This is a genomic window from Curtobacterium sp. Csp2, from assembly GCF_013347165.1.
In genome coordinates this window covers 981,791-1,004,392 of the sequence record NZ_CP054593.1, presented here as the reverse complement: position 1 = coordinate 1,004,392, position 22,602 = coordinate 981,791, and the positions used below count along the sequence as shown (strand labels likewise).

20 protein-coding genes and 1 tRNA gene are annotated in these 22,602 nt (G+C 73.4%); 7 read left to right on the top strand and 14 right to left on the bottom strand.

From position 1 onward, the window contains the following. Positions 1-30: 30 nt before the first annotated feature. The 8 genes from HUN59_RS05010 to HUN59_RS04975 all read right to left on the bottom strand — a co-directional run bounded on the left by HUN59_RS05010 (position 31) and on the right by HUN59_RS04975 (position 10,246). A complete protein-coding gene (locus tag HUN59_RS05010; protein WP_174777698.1) occupies positions 31-2,445 on the bottom strand; it encodes a transglutaminase family protein in 2,415 nt (804 codons plus the stop codon). After that, positions 2,442-3,764: a DUF58 domain-containing protein gene (locus HUN59_RS05005; RefSeq protein ID WP_174777697.1), complete on the bottom strand. Its 1,323-nt coding sequence runs from the start codon at positions 3,762-3,764 to the stop codon at positions 2,442-2,444. The genes HUN59_RS05010 and HUN59_RS05005 overlap by 4 nt, the downstream gene beginning before the upstream one ends. Beyond that, positions 3,764-4,756 (bottom strand): AAA family ATPase, encoded by a 993-nt coding sequence (locus HUN59_RS05000; protein WP_174777696.1) that lies wholly within the window; start codon positions 4,754-4,756, stop codon positions 3,764-3,766. Before HUN59_RS05000 ends, HUN59_RS05005 begins: the two co-directional genes overlap by 1 nt. A gap of 168 nt (positions 4,757-4,924) precedes the next feature. Beyond that, positions 4,925-5,920, bottom strand: a complete 996-nt coding sequence (locus tag HUN59_RS04995) for a glycosyl hydrolase family 18 protein (RefSeq protein WP_174777695.1) — start codon at positions 5,918-5,920, stop codon at positions 4,925-4,927. Positions 5,921-6,119: 199 nt separating this feature from the next. Next, positions 6,120-6,208 (bottom strand) — tRNA-Ser (locus HUN59_RS04990). 371 nt (positions 6,209-6,579) lie between these two features. Beyond that, the gene (locus tag HUN59_RS04985; RefSeq protein WP_174777694.1) at positions 6,580-7,872 is read right to left on the bottom strand and encodes an LCP family protein; all 1,293 of its coding nucleotides are present in this window, start codon (positions 7,870-7,872) and stop codon (positions 6,580-6,582) included. A gap of 107 nt (positions 7,873-7,979) precedes the next feature. Next, positions 7,980-8,651, bottom strand: a complete 672-nt coding sequence (locus HUN59_RS04980) for a GntR family transcriptional regulator (RefSeq protein WP_174777693.1) — start codon at positions 8,649-8,651, stop codon at positions 7,980-7,982. A gap of 146 nt (positions 8,652-8,797) precedes the next feature. Then, positions 8,798-10,246, bottom strand: a complete 1,449-nt coding sequence (locus HUN59_RS04975) for an MFS transporter (RefSeq protein ID WP_306669558.1) — start codon at positions 10,244-10,246, stop codon at positions 8,798-8,800. A 146-nt stretch (positions 10,247-10,392) separates the two neighbouring features. Here HUN59_RS04975 and HUN59_RS04970 point away from each other — a divergent pair, with 146 nt between their 5' ends. The 3 genes from HUN59_RS04970 (at position 10,393) to HUN59_RS04960 (ending at position 15,134) form a co-directional block, all read left to right on the top strand. Beyond that, positions 10,393-11,592, top strand: coding sequence for a cobalamin-independent methionine synthase II family protein (locus HUN59_RS04970; RefSeq protein ID WP_254629996.1), 1,200 nt, complete (start codon positions 10,393-10,395; stop codon positions 11,590-11,592). 133 nt (positions 11,593-11,725) lie between these two features. Further along, entirely contained in the window at positions 11,726-13,096 is a 1,371-nt protein-coding gene (locus HUN59_RS04965) for an AAA family ATPase (RefSeq protein ID WP_058742799.1), read from the top strand. Then, complete coding sequence (locus HUN59_RS04960; protein WP_174777692.1) at positions 13,089-15,134, top strand: vWA domain-containing protein; 2,046 nt, start codon at positions 13,089-13,091, stop codon at positions 15,132-15,134. Before HUN59_RS04965 ends, HUN59_RS04960 begins: the two co-directional genes overlap by 8 nt. A 74-nt stretch (positions 15,135-15,208) precedes the next feature. Here HUN59_RS04960 and HUN59_RS04955 read toward each other — a convergent pair whose 3' ends face one another. The 5 genes from HUN59_RS04955 to HUN59_RS04935 are packed head-to-tail and all read right to left on the bottom strand — an operon-like array spanning position 15,209 to position 19,095. Further along, the gene (locus HUN59_RS04955; RefSeq protein WP_174777691.1) at positions 15,209-16,006 is read right to left on the bottom strand and encodes an SCO1664 family protein; all 798 of its coding nucleotides are present in this window, start codon (positions 16,004-16,006) and stop codon (positions 15,209-15,211) included. Beyond that, positions 16,003-16,530, bottom strand: a complete 528-nt coding sequence (locus tag HUN59_RS04950; protein ID WP_141862546.1) for a DUF3090 domain-containing protein — start codon at positions 16,528-16,530, stop codon at positions 16,003-16,005. The genes HUN59_RS04955 and HUN59_RS04950 overlap by 4 nt, the downstream gene beginning before the upstream one ends. Before the next feature lie 33 nt (positions 16,531-16,563). Further along, positions 16,564-17,274: an MSMEG_4193 family putative phosphomutase gene (locus HUN59_RS04945; protein WP_058742795.1), complete on the bottom strand. Its 711-nt coding sequence runs from the start codon at positions 17,272-17,274 to the stop codon at positions 16,564-16,566. A gap of 10 nt (positions 17,275-17,284) precedes the next feature. After that, positions 17,285-17,998, bottom strand: a complete 714-nt coding sequence (locus tag HUN59_RS04940) for an ABC transporter ATP-binding protein (protein ID WP_174777690.1) — start codon at positions 17,996-17,998, stop codon at positions 17,285-17,287. Continuing rightward, the gene (locus HUN59_RS04935) at positions 17,995-19,095 is read right to left on the bottom strand and encodes an ABC transporter permease (RefSeq protein ID WP_174777689.1); all 1,101 of its coding nucleotides are present in this window, start codon (positions 19,093-19,095) and stop codon (positions 17,995-17,997) included. The genes HUN59_RS04940 and HUN59_RS04935 overlap by 4 nt, the downstream gene beginning before the upstream one ends. Positions 19,096-19,243: 148 nt before the next feature. On the opposite strand from HUN59_RS04935, the gene HUN59_RS04930 reads away from it, so the two are divergent. The 4 genes from HUN59_RS04930 to HUN59_RS04915 all read left to right on the top strand — a co-directional run bounded on the left by HUN59_RS04930 (position 19,244) and on the right by HUN59_RS04915 (position 22,254). Continuing rightward, positions 19,244-20,413, top strand: coding sequence for a sensor histidine kinase (locus HUN59_RS04930; RefSeq protein WP_174777688.1), 1,170 nt, complete (start codon positions 19,244-19,246; stop codon positions 20,411-20,413). Continuing rightward, the gene (locus tag HUN59_RS04925) at positions 20,410-21,030 is read left to right on the top strand and encodes a response regulator (RefSeq protein ID WP_114850501.1); all 621 of its coding nucleotides are present in this window, start codon (positions 20,410-20,412) and stop codon (positions 21,028-21,030) included. Before HUN59_RS04930 ends, HUN59_RS04925 begins: the two co-directional genes overlap by 4 nt. A gap of 62 nt (positions 21,031-21,092) precedes the next feature. Further along, a complete protein-coding gene (locus HUN59_RS04920) occupies positions 21,093-21,557 on the top strand; it encodes a BLUF domain-containing protein (RefSeq protein WP_174777687.1) in 465 nt (154 codons plus the stop codon). An 85-nt stretch (positions 21,558-21,642) separates the two neighbouring features. Beyond that, positions 21,643-22,254 carry a ScbR family autoregulator-binding transcription factor gene (locus HUN59_RS04915; RefSeq protein WP_167510125.1) on the top strand — a complete coding sequence of 204 codons (612 nt, stop codon included), beginning with the start codon at positions 21,643-21,645 and terminating at the stop codon, positions 22,252-22,254. On the opposite strand, the gene HUN59_RS04910 is transcribed toward HUN59_RS04915, so the two are convergent. Beyond that, on the bottom strand, positions 22,241-22,602 hold a 362-nt coding region (locus HUN59_RS04910), incomplete at its 5' end, for a BLUF domain-containing protein (protein ID WP_174779379.1). The genes HUN59_RS04915 and HUN59_RS04910 overlap by 14 nt on opposite strands.

Genomic DNA, 22,602 nt, shown 5'->3' with positions numbered 1-22,602 from the left:
CGCGCGGCGCGGCGCGCGCGCGGCCGCGCGCTACGCCGGCCGGCGCCGCCGGCCCTCGTGCGACCAGGCCGACGACGGCAGCAGGCTCGGCGGCAGCAGTCGCGACCGGACCACCCGCCCACGGGACACCGATGCGTCCAGGGCGACCCGTGCCTCTAGGACGGCCCGGAGCAGCGCGTCCCGGTCCACCGCAGCCGCACCGTCGGCGGCGAACCGCTCGACGTCGACCGCGTCGACCACCGTGGTCAGGTGCGGCAGCACCGTGACGGGCAGGCGACCCGAGAGCCGACCGAGCACCGCCCGGGCGGTCCGTGCGGCCGCCGCGGCGTCGTCCGGGGGCGCCGCGCCGGGTGCGAGCCCGTGGTCGGCGACGTCGTCGAGGACCTCGCGCCAGGCCTGCACCGCCGGCGACCGACCGCTGCGGACCGCGGCGAGCCGACGGCGGCGCCGGACCGCCCGGACGACCGAGGGCGAGGCGAGCAGGACGAGCGCGAGGGCCACCCCGACCGCGAGCCCGAGGGCGCCCGCGCCGGTGCTGCTGCCGGGCGCCGCGGCACCGGGGGCGGCGGACGCCGAGGGCGTGGGGGTCGGTGACGCCTCTGCCGGGGCGGTCTCGCCGGGTGCGGGCAGCGGGGTCTGCGGGTCGGCCGGGGCCGGCGTCACCGAGGACTCGGTGGACGGCTGCGCGGCGGCGTCGGAGTCCGGGGTCGGCTCGAACGAGACCCAGCCGGCACCGCGGATGTACAGCTCCGGCCACGAGTGCAGCTGCCGGTTGGTGACCGTGTACTCGCCGTCGTCGGTCTGCTGCGGGTTCGCCCGGTAGCCGACCGCGATGCGCGAGGGGATCCCGAGCGTCCGGGCCATCACCGCCATCGACGAGGCGAAGTGCACGCAGTAGCCCTCGCGGACGCGCAGGAACGTGTCGATCACGCGCATGTTGTCGCCGTCGTAGCCCTGCTCGACGGGCGCGGTCTCGGAGTACGTGAACAGGTCGCTCCGGAACCACTGCTCGAGCGCCCGGGCCTCCTCGTAGTCGGTCGTCGCACCACCGGCCACGCGGCGGGCGGTCGACGCGATGTCCTTCGGCAGGTCGTCCGGCAGCGACAGGTCGGTGCGGAGCTGGGCGCGACTCGGCGCCTGGAACCCGCGACCGTCGGCGCGACCGAGCAGCCCCGAGGACGCGATCGCGTCGAGGTACTCCCCCGACGAGGTCGAGGCGCCGTAGACCTCGTACGTCGATCCCCGCTGGGTCGTCGGCCCCGTCGACCGGATGGTGTTCGAGTCGCCCATCCAGCGCCAGTTCGCCAGGTCCAGGTTCGTCGACCGGGACTGCACCGACACCGCACCCGACGGCACCGGCAGGTAGTTGCTCGACAGCCCGGTCACCCGGATGGTCACGTCCCCCCGGTTCGCCAGGCGCGGGTTGACCCCGACCGCGAACTGCTGCTGGTCGGCGGTGTCCGAGGTGCTGGCGTCCGTGACGGTCGGGACCCAGTCCCCGGAGCCGAACTCGTCCAGGTCGGCGAGCTTGAGGTACTCCGGCCGCCCGTCCGCCGAGCGGTACTGCAGCACCTCGAGCTCGTTCGGCTGGCGCAGGTCCTGGCCGAGCTGCAGCAGGGTGCCCGGGCGACCGGGCTGGATCGGCGACTGCAGCGCCCCGGTGACCCCCGACAGCCAGCTCGCGTTGAGCGGCACGACGACGGGGAGCCCGACGGCCACGACGAGTCCGATCGCCCCGACCACCGCGGCGGGGAACGCGCGTTGCACCGGCCGGACCGACAGCCACAGCAGGCCGAGGAACGCGATGCCGACCAGAACGACGAGCACGGGCGAGGCCGGCTGGCCGGTGATGACCCCGGGGACGACGAGCACGACGAGCGCCGGCACGGCGGCGAGGGCGACGGTCGGGGCGATCGCGGCGAGGAACAGCGACACCCCGGCGACCCAGCCGATCGCGACCGTCACGACGAGCCGGATCGCGTCGGTCTGCGGCAGCGGCGCCGGGTTCAGGCGGATGGCCGCCAGGGCCTCGCCGAGCGCACCGTCGCGGTCGAGCCACCCGAGCGGCGACAGGTCGTTCAGCACGGCCGCGGCGCACGAGCCGAGGACCAGCGTCGCGACGAGCGCGATGAACCGGACGCCGGGAGCCCGTCGACGGACGACCAGCATCACGGCGACGAGCACGGCGGTGAAGACCACACCGGACAGCCACCACTGCGCGCCCTGCACGAGCGGCCGCATGGCGAGCGCGGCGACGATCACGGGGACGGGGGCCAGCGCGACGATCCAGGCGCTCGGGGCGTCGCTCCGCGTGGCGGGCTCGCGGCCGTCGGCAGCGCCGCCCCGGCCCGACCGGTCCAGCCGGTCGGCGACGGCGGTACCGCCACCGTCCTGCGGTCGGCGAGCGTCGTCGCGGCGGCCGGCGCCCCGACCCGTCCCGCTCACCGGACGCTCCCGGGAGCGTGCGCGCCCGTGACCGGCACGACGAGCGTCCGCCAGCCGCCACGGTCGAGGATGCCGCGCACCATCGGCTCCGGCGGCACGATCGTCGCGAGGATGCCCCGGCTCGACCCGCTCGTCCGCGACACGAGCTCGGCCGCCTGCTCCGCGGTGCAGTGGCCGGTGACCACGGCCGTCATGCCGTGCACGTCCCGGCCGCGGACGTCCGGCAGGACCTCGGTCACGTCGCGGGCATCGGAGCGGAGCCGGACGTCGGCGAGCCCGACGAGCACGTCGGTCAGACTGCCGGCGTCCCCCGCGTGCCGGGTGTTCCCCGCGGCGCCGTCGCTCACGAGCAGCACGCGGGACGTCCGGGCGCTCAGGGCACGAGCGACACTGGCCGCCACGACGACGGCGTGCTCGAACGCAGCGTCGCCACCGAGGTCGGACAGCTCGGCGAGGTCGTCGCGGCCGAGCCGCTGGTACGACTCGCGGCGGACGTCGAGCGCGATGACGGCCTCCGGCGGCTGTGCCTGGGTCGTCTGCCGCACGTGCAGTTCGCCCCGTCGGGCGCTCTGCCCCCAGTGCACCCGTCGGATCGGGTCACCCTGGCGGTAGGGCCGCAGCTCGCTGTCGTCCGCCGATCCGCCCTGGCCGACCCGGCCCTCGTCGGCGGAGACCGCTCCGGCGAGGGCGCCGGTGTCGATCGCGGCGAGCGGGGTCGACGCGGGGACGACGACGATCTCCTCGGCCGGGACGACCGGCCGGTCGATGCGGAGCAGGCCGAACGGGTCCTCGACCCGGATCGTCACCGGCCCGACGAGCGTCCGGCCCCGGTGCATCGCGAGCGCCTCGACGTCGAGCACGGCCGGCGGTTCGTGCGGTCCGACGAGGGCGTAGGTCTCGGCGTCGGACACACTGACGAAGGTGTCGTCGAGCTGTTCACGGACGAGCAGTCGCGTCCTGGGACCGATCGGCAGCGAGGTCCCGCGGAGCGTGATCCGCTCCCGGTAGACCTCGCCGACCTGGACGATCCCCCGCGCGGTGCTGCGGGTCGCACGGAGCGGTGCCGCGACGACCAGGGCCATGACGACCCCGAGCACGAGCAGCACGAGCAGGAGCAGCCCCGCGGACACGGCGATGCTCGTCGTGGCGACGAGCCCGCCGACGGTCAGCCCGAGCCCGGACGCGAGCACCGTCCACCCCCGCGCGGTCGGGCGCGGGAACGGGGTGCGGCGGAGCAGTGCCGTGCCGCGGCGGCCGTACCGGAGCGCCCACGACCGCACGGCGCCGGCGCGCAGCGCGAGCGGTGCGGGCGCGGGCATCAGGAGTGGACCGGCGCCGCGGTGAACGGCACGGCGGTGTCGGAGACGATCCGCACGACGATCTCACGGGCGGTGTCGTCACCGGACCCGCCGAGGCCACGGGCGACCGGCACCAGGCGGTGCGCGAGCACCACCGGGGCGAGCCGCGCGACGTCGTCCGGTGTGACGAACGGCCGGCCGGCGAGGGCGGCGTGCGCGCGGGCGGCCTGCGCGAGGTGCAGCGTGGCACGCGGGCTCGCCCCGAGCACGAGGTCGGGGTGTGACCGGGTGGCCCGGACGATCGCGACGATGTACGCCTCGACGTCGGGCGCGACGTGCACCGCCCGCACGGTGTGCACCACCGCGCGGAGCGTCCCGACGTCGACGATCGGACGGAGCGACGAGAGCGGGTCGCGGACGCCGCGGTGCGCGAGCATGTCCCGCTCGGCGTCGGCGCTCGGGTAGCCCATCGCGATGCGCGCCATGAAGCGGTCGCGCTGGGCCTCCGGCAACGGGTACGTTCCCTCCATGTCGATGGGGTTCTGGGTCGCGACGATCATGAACGGCGACTCGAGCTGCCGCGTCACGCCGTCGACCGTCACCTGCGACTCCGCCATCGCCTCGAGCAGCGCCGACTGGGTCTTCGGGCTCGTGCGGTTGATCTCGTCGCCGATCACGACGTTCGCGAAGACGGGTCCGGGCGAGAACCGGAAGGTGCCGGACGACTGGTCGTAGATGTTCACGCCGGTGACGTCCGACGGCAGCATGTCCGAGGTGAACTGGATGCGGTTCACGGAGCCGCCGACCGACGCCCCGAGGGCCTTCGCGAGCACGGTCTTGCCGACGCCGGGGACGTCCTCGACGAGCAGGTGCCCCTCGGCGAGCATCACCGTGAGGGCGGTGCGGATCGCATCGACCTTGCCGTCGACGACGGTCGAGACGGCCGCGACGACGTCGTCGCCGACGGCGCGGACGTGCTCGATCGGGAAGGCGGGGTCGGTCGGGTCCGGCACGCGGGCCTCCTCGTCTCGGGACAGGTGTCGTGCATGCTACAACGGCGCGGTGACAGCCACCGGAGGATGCGTCACCGGTCATCCGGAGGACACATCGTCCGCCCTGTGGTCACGTCATCCGGTCTGCGCGACTGGGCTGCCTCCCTGGCTCGCCGCGACCGCCACCCGTCAGTCCGGCAGGGGCTGCGTGCCGAGGGACCAGAGCGCGACGCCGTGCAGCCCGAGCTCCCGTGCGAGCGCGACCCGTGTCCGGTAGGACCGCGCGTCCGACCAGTGCATCTCACGGCCGTCGGCGAGGGTCGCGGACCACTCCCCGGTCCGGTCCGACCACCGCGCCCGGTCCCCCGCGAGGGTCCGCGCGCGGGCGGGCGACACCTGCCCACCGTCGTCCCCACCCCAGACGTAGCCGTAGCCCGCGACCCCGAGGTCGATCCGGTCGGCCGGCAGCCCCTCGTGCTCGGCGGCGACCGCCACCCGCTCCGCCCACGGCAGCGCCCCGACCGTGCCCGGGTCGCTCCACGGGCCGTGCTCGTCGTAGGTCATGAGGACGAACCGGTCGACGTGCCGGGCGAGGGCGCGGAGGTCGTACCCCGTGTCGCGGAACCCCGCAGCCGAGGTCGAGGCCATCACGGCCATCGAGACGTCCGCGTCGGGGCCGAGTTCGTCCTGCACGGCGTCGGTGAGGACCGCGGCGAACGCCACGAGGCCGTCGCGGTCCCGGCTGCGCAGGGACTCGAGGTCGACCTGCACGCCGTCGGCGCCGATCCGCGACGCGGCCCGGGCGAGCTGCCGTGCGACGCGCTCGCGGTTCCCGGCGTCTCCGAGGAGCGCCGTGCCGACCTCGGGCGAGAAGTCGCCGAGCGCCTCCGAGTAGTTGCTCACGAGGAGCTCCGACCGGGCACCACCGCGGTCGGCCGCGTGCGCGAGGTCCCGCACGCCGTCGGGCACCGGCTGGAGCCTCGATCCGTCCTCGGTCAGCGTGACGCCGTCGACGCCGATCGTCGCCGCGTGCTCGGTGGCCGCGGTGACCCGGTCGACCGTGCCGGACCCGGGTTCGGCGTAGGCCTCGACGACCGGCGCGCTCGACCCGGCCGCGGTCGCGCACCCGGCGAGCACGACGCCCGACAGGACGAGGACGACCGCGAGACCTGACCGACGGAGCACGCGCTCACGGTAGCCGACCGCCGGACGCGCGGCGCACCTCCCGTCCGGTGCCGACCGCAGGCGGGCGAGACGCCGCCCTGTTCGGCACCGTGTCGCCACATCGGGGGCGTCTCGGCAGATCGGAGCCGTCTCGTGGGACGGGGCACGACCCCGAGAACGACGAAACCCCCGCTGCATCGGCGGGGGTTTCGATCCGGTGCGGAGACGGAGGGATTTGAACCCTCGGTCCCCTAAGGGGGACTCCACCTTAGCAGGGTGGTGCACTCGGCCTGACTATGCGACGTCTCCACGCACTCTCGCGAGTGCTGCGACCACCATACAGGAGGACGAGCACCCCCACGAACGCGGCGCGAGACGGCGCGAACCTGCCGGTCCCCTGAAGTGGGGACACTCGGGGGTTGTCGGGACGTACCCCGGTCAATAGCATCATCGGGACGCGACGATCACATTCCGGGGTTCTCCCTCGCAGTCGCGACACAGCACCGGACGCCGTTCCCACTCGATCCGAGCCCGGCGCGCCCGATCGCGCGGCGCTCGGAGGGGAACGGACAGGGGGCGCGGACCAGGTCCGCGCCCCCGCTCTGGTTCTGCGACCCCTGCGCCCGGCATCCCGGCGTCTGGGCATCCCGGCGTCTGGCGCCGGCGGTTCGCGAGTCCGGTCAGGAGCCGAACGCGCGCGAGCAGGTCTGCTGATCGGCGGACTGCCCCTGCAGCCCGTCGATCGTGTCGGCCGACGACGGCGCCGCGGGCGCTGATGATGCGGACGGAGCCGACGCGGACGGGGCCGGGGTCGACGGCGTGGACGGTGCCGCCGGGGCGGTGGGCGCCGCCGTCGCCGCCGCCTGCTCCGACCCGATGCCGGTGCTGTCCGCACCGAGCGAGAACGACTGGTCCGCCTCGATCTTGGCGAACAGCTGGTCTGCGAGAGCGGTCGTCGGCTGGACCTTGCCCGCGTAGACACCGGTCCCGCCGGTGGTGCCCGGGTACTGCACGAAGTTCACGTGCGACAGCGGCAGGTCCTGGAGCGCCCGACCCATCTGCACCATCGTCCCGACGTCGTTCAGGCTCTGGGACAACTGCATGTTCGAGGCGGCGGCCCGCGCGAGCTTGTAGAGCGTCGGGGGCGACGTCAGTGTGTCGTTCGACTGCACCGTCCGCAGCAGCGAGGACAGGAACACCTGCTGGCTCGAGATCCGCCCGAGGTCGGAGCCGTCACCGACACCGTGCCGGGTCCGCAGGAAGGCCAGGGCCTGGTCCCCCTGCAACGTGTTCGTCCCGGCGGGCAGGTCGAGCCCGGTGTAGCGGTCGTGGATCGGCTGGGCGACGCACACCGGAACGCCGCCGATGGCGTTCGACATCTCGATGACGCCCTTGAACGACACGGCGGCGGAGTACTGGATCGGCAGACCGGTCAGCCCCTGCACGGTCTGGACGACGCAGTTCAGCCCCCCGTCACCCCACGCGGAGTTGATCGGCTGCGCCGCCATCGCGGGCGTCGATCCGCTGCCGTCCGGCTTCTGGCACGCCGGGATCGGCGTGACGAGGTCGCGCGGGATGCTGACCGCGGTCGCGTTCGAGTGGTCGGCCGAGACGTGCAGCAGGATGGTGACGTCGTTGAGTGTGGCGTCCCGTTCGCCGTAGTCGGTCCCCTGGGCGGGGTCGTTGTCCGTGCCGACGACGAGCACGTTGAAGCCGCCCTGGTACGAGCTCAGCTCGGTGTCGTGTGCCTTCGCTGCTGGCTGCCCCTGGATCGCGACGCCGTCACCGAAGTCGTCGGTGACCTGCTTCGCGGCGATGGCGGCGACCGACGCGGTGCTCACGAGGGCCACGGCAGCGACACCTGACAGGACCTTCGTGACCGACCGCAGCGGGCGGCGTCGGCCGAGGCGTCCGTGGCGTGCGATGCCGGTCGCTCGGTTCAGCCGGTGGGACCGGTCCCGGACGTCGTTCATCGTGCTCCCTGTCGTGCGCGGACATCACCGGCGAACCAGACTGCAACACCGATCCTGGCGATCCCGTGCGAAGCCGTCGTCGTCGGGCGGTCGGGCGACGGGGCCCGTCACGCCGCCGAACGGAACCGCTCGGGGAGTGCGATGAGGTCGCGGGACAGGCCGACCAGCACCGCCGCACATTCGTCGACCTGGTCGCGTTCCGCCGCGGCGAGCGCCCGTTCGACCTGCCGCAGGCGCTCACGCCGCCCGACGACCGCGTCGATGCCGTTCGCTGCGGCGACGTCGTCCGTGAAGAACATGTCGAGCACGGCCCGCTGCGCGACCAGCCAGTCGGCACTGATGAGCGCCCCACGCCGTCGGAGGGTCCAGGACCCGAGCTCGACGAGTGCCCCGGACTCGGTCGCACAGTCGTCGAGCCACTCCGGACGGAAGCGTTCGACCGTCGCGGGTGCCGCCACAGGGGGTTCCCCGACCAGGCTGCGCGTGATCCGGAGCCGCTCGACCATCTGCCCCACCGTCCACTGGGCGACCACCACGCCGATGTACCGCTGCACGCTGACGAGCCGCAGTGCCTCGAGCGGGACGAGGGCTTCGCGCACCGGGGTCCGCGACACCTGCATGTCGTTCGCGATGTCGTCGAGCCGGAGCCGCTGCCCGCGCCGGTAGACCCCGCGCAGGACGTTCTCGAGCAGCTTGAGGAAGACCGCGTCCCGGAGCAGACTGCGGCGGATGGCAGACGGGTCCGGGACACCGCCGGCGGAGGCCGATGCGCGTTCCATCCAGTCATGGTCAGCCACGGCGACCGCCGGGTTCGCCGGTCGCCGTGGAGCCGTGGATGGAGTCGGACGAGGACGCCGTGTGGAGGAGCATCCCACGAGGGTTGCAGCGCGACGATCGCCGCGCTAAACACTCCGGATACGAAATACTACTTCTTCGACGACTCCGTCAGGACGGACAGCGGTTGCGTGATGTCCTCGAGGCCCTTCCGCGCCGAGTCGACCCCGAAGATCAGTGCGACGACACCGCCGACGATCATCACCCCTGACCCGAGCAGGTAGCCCCAGAACAGCGGGTCGCGCGACGACCCGTCACCGATGAACGCACCGTAGATCGTCGGCGCGATCGCACCGAAGATCTGGGCCAGGGCGAAGAAGTACGAGATCGCCTGCGACCGCAGCTCGAGCGGGAAGATCTCGCTGACGGTCAGGTAGGCACTCGACGCACCGGCCGACGCGAAGAAGAACGACACGCACCAGAACACGACCTGCACGGTGGCGCTGATCGCGTCCGCCCGGAACAGGAAGGCCGACGTCGCGAGCACCAGGCCCGACACCAGGTAGGTCAGGAAGATCATCTGCCGACGACCCCAGGTATCGAAGAACCGTCCGAGGATGATCGGGCCGAGCAGGTTGCCGATCGCGAACGGGAAGAAGTAGATCGACGTCTGCGAGGTCTTCAGCCCGAAGAAGTTCGTGAGGACGAGCGCGTAGGTGAAGAAGATCGCGTTGTAGAGGAACGCCTGCGTGATCATCATCGTCGCCCCGACGAGCGTGCGGGTCGGGTACTGCCGGAGCAGCACGCGCGCGATCGTGAGGAACCCGACCTTGTCGAGCGGCGTGACCGTGAGCGCCTTCGAGTCGTCGACGTCGGGCAGGCGCTGACCGGTCGACTTCTCGACCGAGTCCTCGATCTCCGAGACCGTCCGTTCGGCCTCCTCCTCGCGGCCGTGCGTCATCAACCACCGCGGACTCTCCGGGATGTGCCGACGCAGGAAGATGATCGCGATGCCGAGCACCGGGCCGAGGAAGAAGCCGATGCGCCAGCCGATGTTCTCGGCGAAGATCGACGTGTCGAGCAGGTAGATGTTCGCGAACGCACCGAGCGCCGCACCGCCCCAGTACGTGCCGTTGATGGCGATGTCGACGTGGCCGCGGTACTTCGACGGGATGAGCTCGTCGATCGCCGAGTTGATCGCCGCGTACTCGCCGCCGATGCCGAGCCCGGCGATGAACCGGAAGGCCGCGAGGAACCAGAAGTCCTGTGCGAGTCCCGCGATGCCGGAGCCGATCAGGTAGATCGCGAGCGTCAGGATGAAGAGCTTCCGCCGCCCGAGCCGGTCGGACATCCGGCCGAACACGAGCGCACCGATCACCTGTCCGAACAGGTAGATGGTGCCGAGGTACGTCACCTGCTGCGTGGAGAGGTGCAGGTCGGCCTGGAAGCCGGCGTTCGAGACGATCTGGATCTCGAGGCCGTCGAGGATCCAGGACACCCCCAACCCCACCACCACGCTCCAGTGGAACCGCGTCCACGGCAGCCGGTCCATCCTGGCGGGCACCAGGCTCTTGATCGCCCCGTTCGTCGTACTGCTCACGAGAGCGGACCGTACTCCGGAGATTCCAGGCTGGTTCCCAGTGGGAGTGCAGCTTTACGTCCTCACAGAATCAGGCAGGTGCGGTACTGCAGACGCGAGCCGTCACGTCCGACCAGCCCCGTGCCTCCCGTCGGTACGGTGGCGAGGTGCCGCTGCAGAACTCGACCGACCGCATCCTGACCACCCACACCGGGTCGCTGCCCCGGACGCCCGAGCTGACCGCGCTCCTGGTCGCCCGCGACCAGGGCGCCGCGTTCGACGAGCGGGCGCTCCGCGAGGAGACCGCCGCCGTCCTGGCCCGGACCGTCGACGCCCAGCTCGACGTCGGCCTGGACGTCGTCAACGACGGCGAGGTGCCGCGCGTCGGCTTCTCCACCTACATCCGCGAGCGCCTGTCCGGCTTCGGTGGGACGGGGCACCGCAAGCCGACGCTCGACTCGGTCAAGTTCCCGGAGTACGCGGCGTTCCAGGCCCGCCAGATCGACGAGGGCGCGACGTTCGCGCGGGTCTGGGACACCCCGGTCGCGCAGGGATTCCTGGAGTACGACCCGGAGCGCGCCGGCATCCGGGAGGACCTGGACGGCTTCGCCCGCGAACTCGACCGCAACGCCGCGGCCGGACGCACGCCAGCCGGCACCTTCCTGTCCGCGGCGACCCCCGGCATCGTCGCGACGACGCTCCTGCTCGACGAGCAGAACCCGCACTACCGGGACCACCGCGAGTACGTCTTCGCGCTCGCCGAGCAGCTCCGCGTCGAGTACGAAGAGATCGCCGCGCGCGGGCACGTCCTGCAGCTCGACGCGCCGGACCTGGCGATGGAGCGGGTGATCCACTTCGGCGACGCGTCGCTCGACGAGTTCCTGGCCGCCGTGGACCTGCACGTCGACGCACTCAACCACGCGCTCCGCAACATCCCGAAGGAGCAGACCCGACTGCACGTCTGCTACGGCAACTGGCAGGGGCCGCACCAGGACGACGTCCCCGTGGACGTGCTGCTCCCGCACCTGTACCGCGCCGAGGTCGGGGCGTTCAGCATCCCGTTCGGCAACCCGCGGCACGCGCACGAGTTCCCGGCGTTCCGTGACCTGCCGCTGCCCGAGGACGCGGTGCTCGTCCCCGGCGTGATCGACGTCACGACGAACTACCTCGAGCACCCGCAGCTCGTCGCGAACCGGATCGTCGAGGCCGCCGAGGCCGTCGGCGACCCGACGCGCGTCGTCGCCGGGACGGACTGCGGGCTCGCGACGTTCGCGAGCTACGAGTTCGTGGCGTCGGACGTGGCGTGGGCGAAGCTCCGCGCGCTCGTCGAGGGCGCCGAGATCGCGTCGCGCCGCCTGTTCGGCTGACGGCGGGCGGGACGGCGCACGTCCCACAGGTCGGGACGGGACGGCCGGGAGGATCGTGGCCGGGTCCGCCACGCGGCCACCGTCGACACTGTCGGTGCGCGGGCGTAGCGTCAGACACGTGACCCGACCCACCATGAGAACGGTCGGCGAGCTCCGCGCTGCTGGGCACGTCCAGAAGTCGGTCCGCGCCGAGATCCGCGACAACCTCCTCCAGGCCCTCCGCGAGGGCCGCGACCCGTGGCCCGGCCTGCACGGCTTCGCCACCACCGTCGTTCCGCAGCTCGAACGCGCCCTCATCGCCGGGCACGACGTCGTACTGCTCGGCGAACGCGGGCAGGGCAAGACCCGCCTGCTCCGCACCCTGCAGGGCCTGCTCGACGAGTGGACCCCGGTGATCGCCGGCTCCGAGCTCGGCGAGCACCCGTTCGAGCCGATCACCACCGCGAGCATCCGCCGCGCCGCCGACCTCGGGGACGCGATGCCGATCGAGTGGCGGCACCGCGACGAGCGCTACGTCGAGAAGCTCGCGACGCCGGACACGAGCGTCGCGGACCTGATCGGCGACGTCGACCCGATGAAGGTCGCCGAGGGACGCAGCCTCGGCGACCCCGAGACGATCCACTTCGGCCTGATCCCCCGGGGGCACCGCGGCATCGTCGCGATCAACGAGCTCCCGGACCTCGCCGAGCGCATCCAGGTCGCGATGCTCAACGTGATGGAGGAACGCGACGTCCAGATCCGCGGCTACGTGCTGCGCCTGCCGCTCGACGTGCTCGTCGTCGCCAGCGCCAACCCCGAGGACTACACGAACCGCGGCCGGATCATCACGCCGCTCAAGGACCGCTTCGGCGCCGAGATCCGCACGCACTACCCGATCGAGCTCGACGACGAGATCGCCGTCATCCGACAAGAGGCGCACCTGACCGCCGACGTGCCGGACGCCCTGATCGAGATCCTCGCGCGCTTCACCCGGGCGCTCCGACAGTCCAGCGCGGTCGACCAGCGCAGCGGCGTCAGCGCCCGCTTCGCGATCGCCGGCGCCGAGACGATCTCGGCCGCGGCCGTCCACCGCGCGGCACGCCAGGGCGAGGAGCACGCCGTGGCGCGGCCGATCGACCTCGAGACCGCGGTCGACGTGCTCGGCGGCAAGATCGAGTTCGAGAACGGAGAAGAGGACCGGGCGGACGAGGTCCTCGAGCACCTGCTCCGGACCGCGACCGCCGAGACCGTCCGGGCACGCTTCCGGGGCATCGACTTCGACGTCCTCATCGAGGCGCTCGACGGCGGGACGATGGTCACCACCGGCGAGCAGGTCAGCGCCCGGGCCTTCCTCGAGGGCCTGCCGTCGATCGGCGAGTCCGACCTGTACGACCAGGTGTGCGAGCGACTCGGCGCCACGGACGACGGCGAACGGGCCGGCGCGATCGAACTGGCGCTCGAGGGGCTCTTCCTCGCCCGCCGCATCAGCAAGGAGTCCGGGGGCGGCGAGGCCGTCTATGGCTAGGCAGAACCGCCGCCTGTCCCGCGACGCCCGCTACGGGAAGACTGCTTCCTACGCGAAGTACGGGGGCGGACCCGATCCGCTCGCGCCGCCGGTCGACCTGTCCGAGGCGCTCGACGCCATCGGTGAGGACGTCATGGGCGGCACCTCGCCCGAGCGTGCCATCCGCGAGTTCCTCCGGCGCGGCGGCGAGACGCAACGGGGCCTCGACGACCTGATGCGCCGGGTCGCCGAGCGTCGCCGGGAGCTGACCAGCCGGAACAACCTCGACGGGACCCTGCAGCAGGTGCAGCAGCTCCTCGACGAGGCCGTGCTGTCCGAGCGGGGCGAACTCGCCCGCAACGTCGACCTCGACGACGGCGACCGGGCCCTGGCCGAGATGCAGCTCGACAGCCTGCCGCCGTCGCCCGCTGCCGCCGTGCAGGAACTGAACGGCTACGACTGGACGAGCCCGCAGGCACGCCAGAAGTACGAGCAGATCAAGGACCTGCTCGGGCGCGAGGTGCTCGACCAGCGGTTCGCCGGGATGAAGCAGGCGCTCGAGGACGCGACCGACGAGGACCGCGCCGCGGTCTCCGAGATGATGCGCGACCTCAACCAGCTGCTCGAAGACCACCGCGCGGGGACGGACACCCCGGAGCAGTTCGACGCGTTCATGGCGCAGCACGGGCAGTACTTCCCGTCGAACCCGGCGAACGTCGAGGAGCTCCTCGACGACCTGGCCGCCCGGGCCGCCGCCGCGCAGCGCATGCGCAACTCGATGACCCAGGAGCAGCGGGACGAGCTCGACGCCCTCGCGCAGCAGGCGTTCGGCTCCCCCGACCTGATGAGCCAGCTCGGCCAGCTCGACGACACCCTCCGATCCCTCCGCCCCGGCGAGGACTGGGGCGGCGCCGAGCGGATGGACGGCGAGCAGGGCCTCGGGCTCGGCGACGGCACCGGCGTGTTCCAGGACATCGCCGACCTCGACGCCCTGGCTGACCAGCTCGCGCAGTCCGGGCCCGGTTCGGACCTCGCCGACCTCGACCTCGACGCCCTGCAGCGCCAGCTCGGCGAGCAGGCCGGCGTCGACGCGCGGACCCTGCAGCGGCTCGAGCAGGCCCTGCGGAACTCCGGTGCCGTGCAGCGCGGCGCGGACGGGCAGCTCCGGCTGACCCCGAAGGCCATGCGGCAGCTCGGCAAGAGCCTGCTCAAGGACGTCGCCGAGCGGATGTCCGGACGCCAGGGCGCGCGGGACCTCCGCCGCTCGGGGGCGTCCGGCGAGCCCTCGGGTGCGACGCGCCCCTGGGCCTTCGGCGACACGGAGCCGTGGGACCTCCCCCGGTCGATCACGAACGCCCTCGTGCGCACCGCCACCGATGGTCGCGACGGAGCCGGCGTGCGGCTGACGATCGACGACGTCGAGGTGCAGGAGACCGAGGCGCGGACGCAGGCGTGCGTGGCGCTCCTCGTCGACACGTCGTTCTCGATGGCGATGGAGGACCGCTGGGTCCCGATGAAGCGCACCGCCCTCGCGCTGCACACCCTCGTCAGCACCCGGTTCCGCGGGGACGACCTGCAGCTCATCGCGTTCGGCCGCGAAGCCGAGGTGATGGACATCGAGCAGCTCGTCGGGCTCGACGCCCAGTGGGACAAGGGCACGAACCTGCACCACGCACTGCTGCTGGCGAACCGGCACTTCCGGAAGCACCCGACGGCGCAGCCCGTGCTGCTCATCGTCACGGACGGCGAGCCGACGTCGCACCTCGAGCCGAACGGGCAGGTGTGGTTCGGCTACCCGCCCGACCCGGTGACGATCGCGCTCTCCGTCCGGGAACTCGAGAACGCCGGGCGCCTCGGCGCGCAGACGACGTTCTTCCGACTCGGCGACGACCCGGGGCTCGCGCGCTTCATCGACGCGATGGCCCGACGGGTGGTCGGGTCCGTGGTCGCGCCGGAGAACGACGACCTCGGGGTCGCGGTCGTCGGCTCGTACCTCGGGGCGCGACAGGGCGGCACGCCGCTGTTCGGCGGCTGGGGTCGCGACGAGTGGGGCGGCTGACCGGGACCCGCGGTCCGTCGCACCCCGGCTGACCGGGACCCGCGATCCGTCGCACCCCGGCTGACCAGGTCCGGTCAGAACAGCGGCCAGGGCACCGCCGACCCGTGCCCCGGCGGCGGCGGGAACATCCCCACGGCGCGGAGCGCGGCGCACCGGGCCCGGGTGTTGTCGATCTCGGCCGGCGTCAGGTGCTCGGCGAGCGCCGCCCCGAGGTCTCCGCGCAGTGCCTCGGACACCCGGTCGAGGCCCTCGAGCTCGTCGGGGTCGAGCGGTTCCCCGATCCACCCCCAGAGCACGGTGCGGAGCTTGTGCTCGACGTGGAAGGTCAGGCCGTGGTCGACGCCGTACCGGTGCCCGTCCGGCATCGCGAGCACGTGCCCGCCCTTGCGGTCGGCGTTGTTCACGACGACGTCGAACACCGCCATCCGCCGGAGGGCCGCGGTGTCCTCGTGCACGAGGGTCACGGGGCGGTCGCGCTCGTCGATCGCCTCGAGCACGGGGAGCCACGGCGACCCCTCGGCGTCGGCCTCTGCGGTCGGGACGAGGTCGACGGCGTCCTGCTCAGGGTCGACGTCCTGCCACCGCTGCACCATGCCGGGGCCGAACGGCCCGTCGTCCACGAGCCAGGTGGGCGGCACGACGTCCCAGCCGAACGCCTGGGACACGAGGTGCGCCGCGACCTCGCGCCCGGCGAGGGTGCCGTCCGGGAAGTCCCAGAGCGGGCGTTCGCCCTGCACGGGCTTGTAGACGACGGACTGCCCGTCGAGCTCGGCGAGGAACGTGGCGTTCGAGGCCTCGCGGATGCGCGCCCGGATCGCGAACGAGCCGTCGGCGGGGCGCGGACCGTCCGGAGTGGGCGAGCCGTCGCTCATGCGTCGCCGGGCCGGCGTCCGGCGGCGACGACCTCGCGCGTGCGCTCGACGAAGGCGCGTGCGCTGCCGACGGGGATCTTGACCTGGAAGACCTCGGCGGGCTCGGGGATCTCGACGACTGCGTCGACCTCGTCGCCGTCCTCGTCCGTCTCGGTGACGATCTCGAGCTCCTCGTCGATCGGGTACGCCTCGATCACCACCTGCGCCGTCGCGGGGTCGAAGCCCAGGCTGAGCGCACCGGCGCGGAACTCGGGCTCGACGGGTTGGTCGAGCGGAGCCGCGTCGCGGAGTTCGGTCGGCGCGGACGCGGGGACGCTGAAGCGGTTGTCGTCGACGGTCGCGACCTCGTCCAGGAGTTCGGAGACCTTCTCGGCGAGGACCGCGGACTGCTCCTTCTCGAGCGCGACGCTGGTGACCCGGCGGCCGTCGCGTGCCTGCAGGTAGAAGGCGCGCTCGCCCGGGCGGCCGACCGTCCCGACGACGAGACGTTCCGGCCAGTCGAAGCCGTGCACGATGGTGGGCATGCCCCGATTGTAGGAGGGCCCGCCGACGCCCGTTCAGGCTCCGGCGGTCCCCGGACGGTCGTGCCCAGCTCCCCCGCCGACGGCCGCGTCACCGGAGGGCGCGGGGGCCGCGGCGAGCCACGACAGGTCCCCCGAGTCGGTGTTCGTCGCGACGACCTCGGGACGGTGCTCGCCGTAGCGCACGACGGACACCGACGCCGGTCCGACCGCGATGCGCTGGAACAGGTCGAGGTGCATGCCGAGGGCGTCGGCGAGGACGGACTTCACGATGTCACCATGGCTCACCGCGACCCAGACGGCGGTCGGGCCGTGCGCCGCCTCGACCTCGGCGTCGATGCGCCGGATCGCCGCGACCGCACGGGACTGCATGGTCTGCATGGACTCCCCGCCGGGGAACACGACCGCGCTCGGGTTCGCCTGCACGGTGCGCCACAGCGGTTCCTTCGCCAGGTCGGCGAGCTTCCGCCCCTGCCACTGCCCGTAGTCCGCCTCGGTGATGGCACGCTCGACCCGGACGTCCGGGCTGCCCTGCTGCTGGGCGAGGACCGCGCGCGCCGTCTGCCGGCATCGTTCGAGCGGGCTCGTGACGAGGGCGGCGAGCGGTATGGGCGCGATGCGGGCGGCGGCACGGTCGGCCTGCTCGCGGCCGACGCGGTCGAGCGCCACCCCGGCGGTCCGGCCGGCGAGCACGCCGGTCGCGTTCGCCGTGGTGCGCCCGTGCCGGAGGAGGAGGACGGTCGCCATGCGCTCGATCCTAGGCCGCGACCGACGCCGCCCCCGCGACCGACCGGCCCGCGACCCGCCCGTCCACCACGGTCACCAGCGCGTCGAGCGCTCCACGGTGCACCAGGTCGTGCGTGACGAGCAGCGTCGCCGTCCCCCGCTCGTGCGTCAGCCGTGCGATGAGGTCCATCACGGCCCCGCCCCGCTCCTGGTCGAGCGCGCTGGTCGGTTCGTCGACGAGCAGGACCGCGGGGTCGTGCACGAGCGCCCGGGCGATCGCGACGCGCTGCCGCTGCCCGCCGGACAACTGCGCGGGCCGCTTGTCCGCGTGCCCGGCGAGCCCCACGGCGTCGAGCAGCCCGTCCGCGCGTTCCCTGGTGACCCGTCGGCCGCGCGCACCGCCGAGGTGCCCCATCACGAGCAGCTGCTCCCGGGCCGTCAGCGCCGGCAGCAGGTTCGACTGCTGGAACACGATCCCGATGCGCTCCCGGCGGAAGGCGGTGGCCGCGTCCCGCGAGAGCGCCGCGACGTCGACCGCGTCCGCTCCGCTCCCGACGAGCACCCGCCCGGCGTCCGGCCGGATCAGGGTCGCCGCGACCGCGAGCAGCGAGGACTTCCCGGAGCCGGACGGCCCGGTGACGCCGGTCACCGTCCCGGCCGGTGCGGTCAGGGTCACGTGGTCGACCGCGGTGACACGGCGGTCGCCGTCGGGGAAGGTCAGGGTGACGTCGTCGAGGGTGATCATCGGTTGCTCCCGAGTGCGGTGAGGGGGTCGGCTGCGGTGACGGTACGGAGGGCGACCGCGGCGCCCGCGAGCCCGAGCAGGGCCATCGCGACGCCGGGCACCAGGGTGGTGAGCGGACTGAGGAGGAACGGCAGCGTGCCGCCGGCGACCGCCCCGAGCACCGCGACGAGGGCGGTGCCCGTGCCGATCCCGAGGACGAGCACGACGAGCGCCTGCCCGAGGGCGTCCCGGACGAGCGACGCCGTGCTCGCACCGAGGGCCTTGAGCACCGCGACGTCGCCGGCGCGCTGCATCGTCCACACGGTGAAGAACGCGCCGACGACCAGGGCCGAGACCCCGAACAGCATCGCGATCATGAGCGCGAGCGAGCCGACCTCGGACCGGAACGTCTCGAGTGCCGTCAGCGACCCGAACGGCGTCGCGGCCGAGGTGTGCGTGGCCGTGGCGACGGCGTCCCAGTCCGGCGACCCGCTGACGGCCAGGAGCGTCGGTGCCCCGCTGCCCCCGAGCCGGCGGTCGGCCGCGGCCCACGCGTCGGGCGTCATCGCGACGACCGGGGTGTGGCTGTACCAGGCGTCCCCGCCGACCGACGCGACGCGGTACGTCGTGCCGGTGACGCTGATGCTGTCGCCTACCCGCACGTCGAGCTGCTCGGCAGCGGCGGCCGACAGGCCGACCGCGTCGTCCCGGTCCGGCGCGAGCGCCGCGACGACGCCGTCGCCGCCGTGCGGTAGCCCGAACAGCGCCACCCCGACCGCAGCGGCGGAGGACCCGCCGGCCGGGCCGCCGCTCCCGGCGGCAGCCCGCCCCTGCACGATGCCCACCGGGACCACCCGGTCGACGCCGGCCGACGTCTGCCAACCGATCCGTGCCTCCCGTCCGATCTCGGACTCGCCGAAGGACGGCTGCCCGTCGGACGGTTGCTGCAGCACGAGTCGGTCGCCGGGCAGGCCGAGCACGGCAGAGACGTTCTGCGACGCCAACCCGCCGGTCAGTCCGGCGAGGAACCCCACGAGCAGGGTGATGAGGGCCACGACGGAGCCGATGAGCACGAAGCGTCCGCGGGCGAACCGGAGATCGCGCCAGGCGACGAACACGGTCGTTCCTTCCCGGTCGTGGACCCTCCACGACCTCCGTCCCAGCGTCGCGTCCGTGCTCCCGACAGTCATCGCCGGGTCGGTCGGTCCCGGGATCGAACTTCCGGTTGATCCGCCGCGACCCGGCCGTCCGTACGCTGTCCGTGACATGGCCCACAGCACGCTCACCCCGGTCTTCGTCGGTCTCCGCACCGGCCTGCACGTGCTGTCCGCCGCGCTCCTGGCGCTCGTCGTCGTCCGGATCGTCGTCGTCGGCGGCCCGACCGCGCCGCTCGCGGGCGTGCTCGCCGGAGCGTTCGCGGTCGTCTACCTGCTCGGGGCGGTCGTCGCCCGCACGGCCGGACCCCGCCGCGTCCTCGCCGGCGCCCTCTGGGTCGTCGGACTGAGCGTCGTCTGGGTCGGGCTGCTCGTCCTGGTCCCCGAGGCCGCGTACCTGGTCTTCCCGCTCTTCTTCCTGTACCTGCACGTCCTGCCCCGCGTCGTCGGCCCCGCAGCCGTGGTCGCCGCGACGCTCGTCGCGGTCGTGGCGCTCGGCCTGCACGGCGGCTTCACGGTCGGCGGGGTGGTCGGTCCGCTCGTCGGCGCGGGCGTCGCGCTCCTCATCGGCCTCGGCTACCGGGCGCTCGCCCGCGAGGCCGCCGAGCGCGAGGCCCTCGTCGCCGAACTCCTCGCCACCCGGGACCGGCTCGCCGCGACCGAGCGGGAGCAGGGGGTGCTCGCCGAGCGCGCACGGCTCGCGCGGGAGATCCACGACACCGTCGCGCAGGGCCTGTCGAGCATCCAGATGCTGCTGCACGCAGCCGAGCGCGCGGACGGCGACCGTCCGGGGACCGAGCACATCCGGCTCGCGCGCGAGACCGCCGCGGACGGACTCGCCGACACCCGTCGCTTCATCCGGGAGCTCGCGCCCCCGACGCTCGACCAGGGGCTCGGCGCCGCGCTCCGCCGGCTCGCCGAGCAGCAGTGGACGCGCGACGGGCTCACGGTCGGCGTCACCGTCCCGGACGTCGCCCTGCCGATGGACGTCGAGACCGCGCTGCTCCGCCTGGCGCAGGGCGCGGTCGCGAACGCGGTGCAGCACGCGCGGGCGGCGCACGTCGACGTCGTGGTCGCCGTGGACGGCCGGGAGGCACGACTGACGGTCGTCGACGACGGCGTCGGGTTCGACCCGGTCACCACCGGCGACCGGGCGGCGGCGACGGACTCCTTCGGCCTCCGCGCGATGGCCGAGCGCGTCGAGCAGTTCGGCGGCCGACTGACGGTCGAGAGTGCCCCCGGCCGCGGCACCACGATCACCGCCGTCCTGGAGGTCCCGTGATCCGCATCGTCATCGCCGACGACCACCCCGTCGTCCGCGCGGGACTCCGAGCGCTGCTCGACGCCGAGGACGACATCGTGGTCGTCGGCGAGGCCGCCACCCCCGACGCCGCGACCGCGATGGCCGAGCAGACGGCGCCCGAACTCGTGCTGATGGACCTGCAGTTCGGGCAGGAGACCACGGGCGCCGACGCCACCCGCCGGATCCGGTCGCTCGACGCGCCGCCGTACGTGCTCGTGCTGACGAACTACGACTCCGACGGCGACATCCTCGGCGCGGTCGAGGCCGGCGCGAGCGGGTACCTGCTCAAGGACGCCCCGCCCGAGGAGCTCGTGGCGGCCGTCCGCGCGGCGGCCTCGGGGCAGAGCGCCCTCGCACCCGCGATCGCCGGACGGTTGATGGCCCGGATGCGGGCCCCGCGGGTGAGCCTGTCGGCGCGGGAGATCGAGGTGCTGCGACTCGTCGCCGACGGGGCGTCGAACGGCGAGGTCGCCCGGCGGTTGCACATCAGCGAGGCGACCGTGAAGTCGCACCTGGTGCACGTCTTCTCGAAGCTCGGGGTCGCCTCGCGCACCGCGGCGGTGTCCGAGGCCCGGGCGCTCGGCGTGCTGCGGTGAGCGCCGCGTGCGGCTCGCGGACAGTGGTCGGCGCGCCCAGGACCATGCACCAGGATGGTCCGGTGCTCGTCTCCATCGTCTACATGAGCCGGTCCGTCACGCCCTTCGACGACGACGCGCTCGCCGAGCTGCTCCGGGAGTCGCGGCTCCGCAACGAGGCGCTCGGCGTCTCCGGGCTGCTCGTGGCGAAGGGCGGCCGGTTCATGCAGGTCCTCGAGGGCCCCGCGTGGAGCGTCGAGGACCGCTTCGCGGCGATCGAGCGCGACCCGCGGCACCACGACGTTAAGTCCCTGTCCCGCGAGACGATCGACGCCCGTCGCTTCGACGGCTGGTCGATGGCGTTCGGCAACCCGAGCGACGTCGAGGTCCGCGACGAGCCGGGGTTCAACACCTTCCTCACCGAACGCAGCGGGCTGCCGACCGGTCTGGCCGGCACGCCGGCCGACTGGCTGCTCCGCTGGTTCCGCGGGCGGGACCTGCAGGACGTCCCGGAGGAGCGCATCACCCTGGCACGGCACGCCGCGTAGCCGAGGGGCGCACCACCGCGACGACACCCGGACGGGAGGCGCGGTGCGGCTCCGCCACGCGCCTGGCGTCCGGGAGACTGGCACCGTGGAACGACGCGAGCAGATCCTGGTGGCGGCGGCCGAGGAGTTCGACCGCGTCGGCTTCGCCGCCACGGCGGTCGCCGCCGTCGCGCGCGGCGCGGGTGTCCCGCAGGGCACGCTCCACTTCCACTTCCCGACGAAGCTCGCGCTCGCCCTCGCCGTGATCGACGAACAGAACGCCAGGACGTTCGCCGTCGTCGAGCACACCGACGCCTCGCCGACCGCGGCGCTCGTGCGGGCCTCGAAGGCGATCGCCGACCTGCTCCGCACCGACCCGATCGTCCGGGCCGGCATCCGGCTGTCGCTCGAGCGCGGCGAGTTCGCGGGTGCGACGTCGTCCTTCTACGAGCAGTGGATCGGCGGGATCGTCGACGTGTTCCGCCTGGCGCTCGCGAGCGGGGAGCTGCGGACCGACCTGAGCGCCGAAGAGCTCGGCGGCACGGTCGTCCCGTACTTCACGGGGGTGCAGCTCGTCGCGGAGGTCCGGAGCGGCCGCGCGGACCTCGACCCCGCCGTCGCGGTCATGTGGCGCGTGGTGGTGCAGGCCACCGCGGCGCCCGCGCACCGGGCACGGCTGCTCGCGGTCGTCGACGAGACCTTCGTCAGCGGTCGGTGAGCTCGCGGTCGCGGAACCACTTGAGCAGCCACGCCGCGCTCGTCCGGTCGAACTCGGGCGCGAAGTCCATCGTCCCGGACAGGAAGGGGCTGAAGCCCTCCTCGTCGCGGACGTCCCGCTCGTCGAGCGACCGGTAGGCCATCGACCAGCCGTCGAACCGTCGGCGCTCGATGTCCTCACGGATGAGCGACTTCACCTCGTCGTGCCGGCGGTCGCGGGAGATCGCCGCGAAGCGGTCGTCGACGCTCCACGCCGGCCCCTCGAGCAGCTGCATGAAGCGGCCGCCCTTCGCCACGAGCAGCCCGGAGACGCCGAGCGCCTCGTTGCGGAGCCGCGACTCCCGGAGCA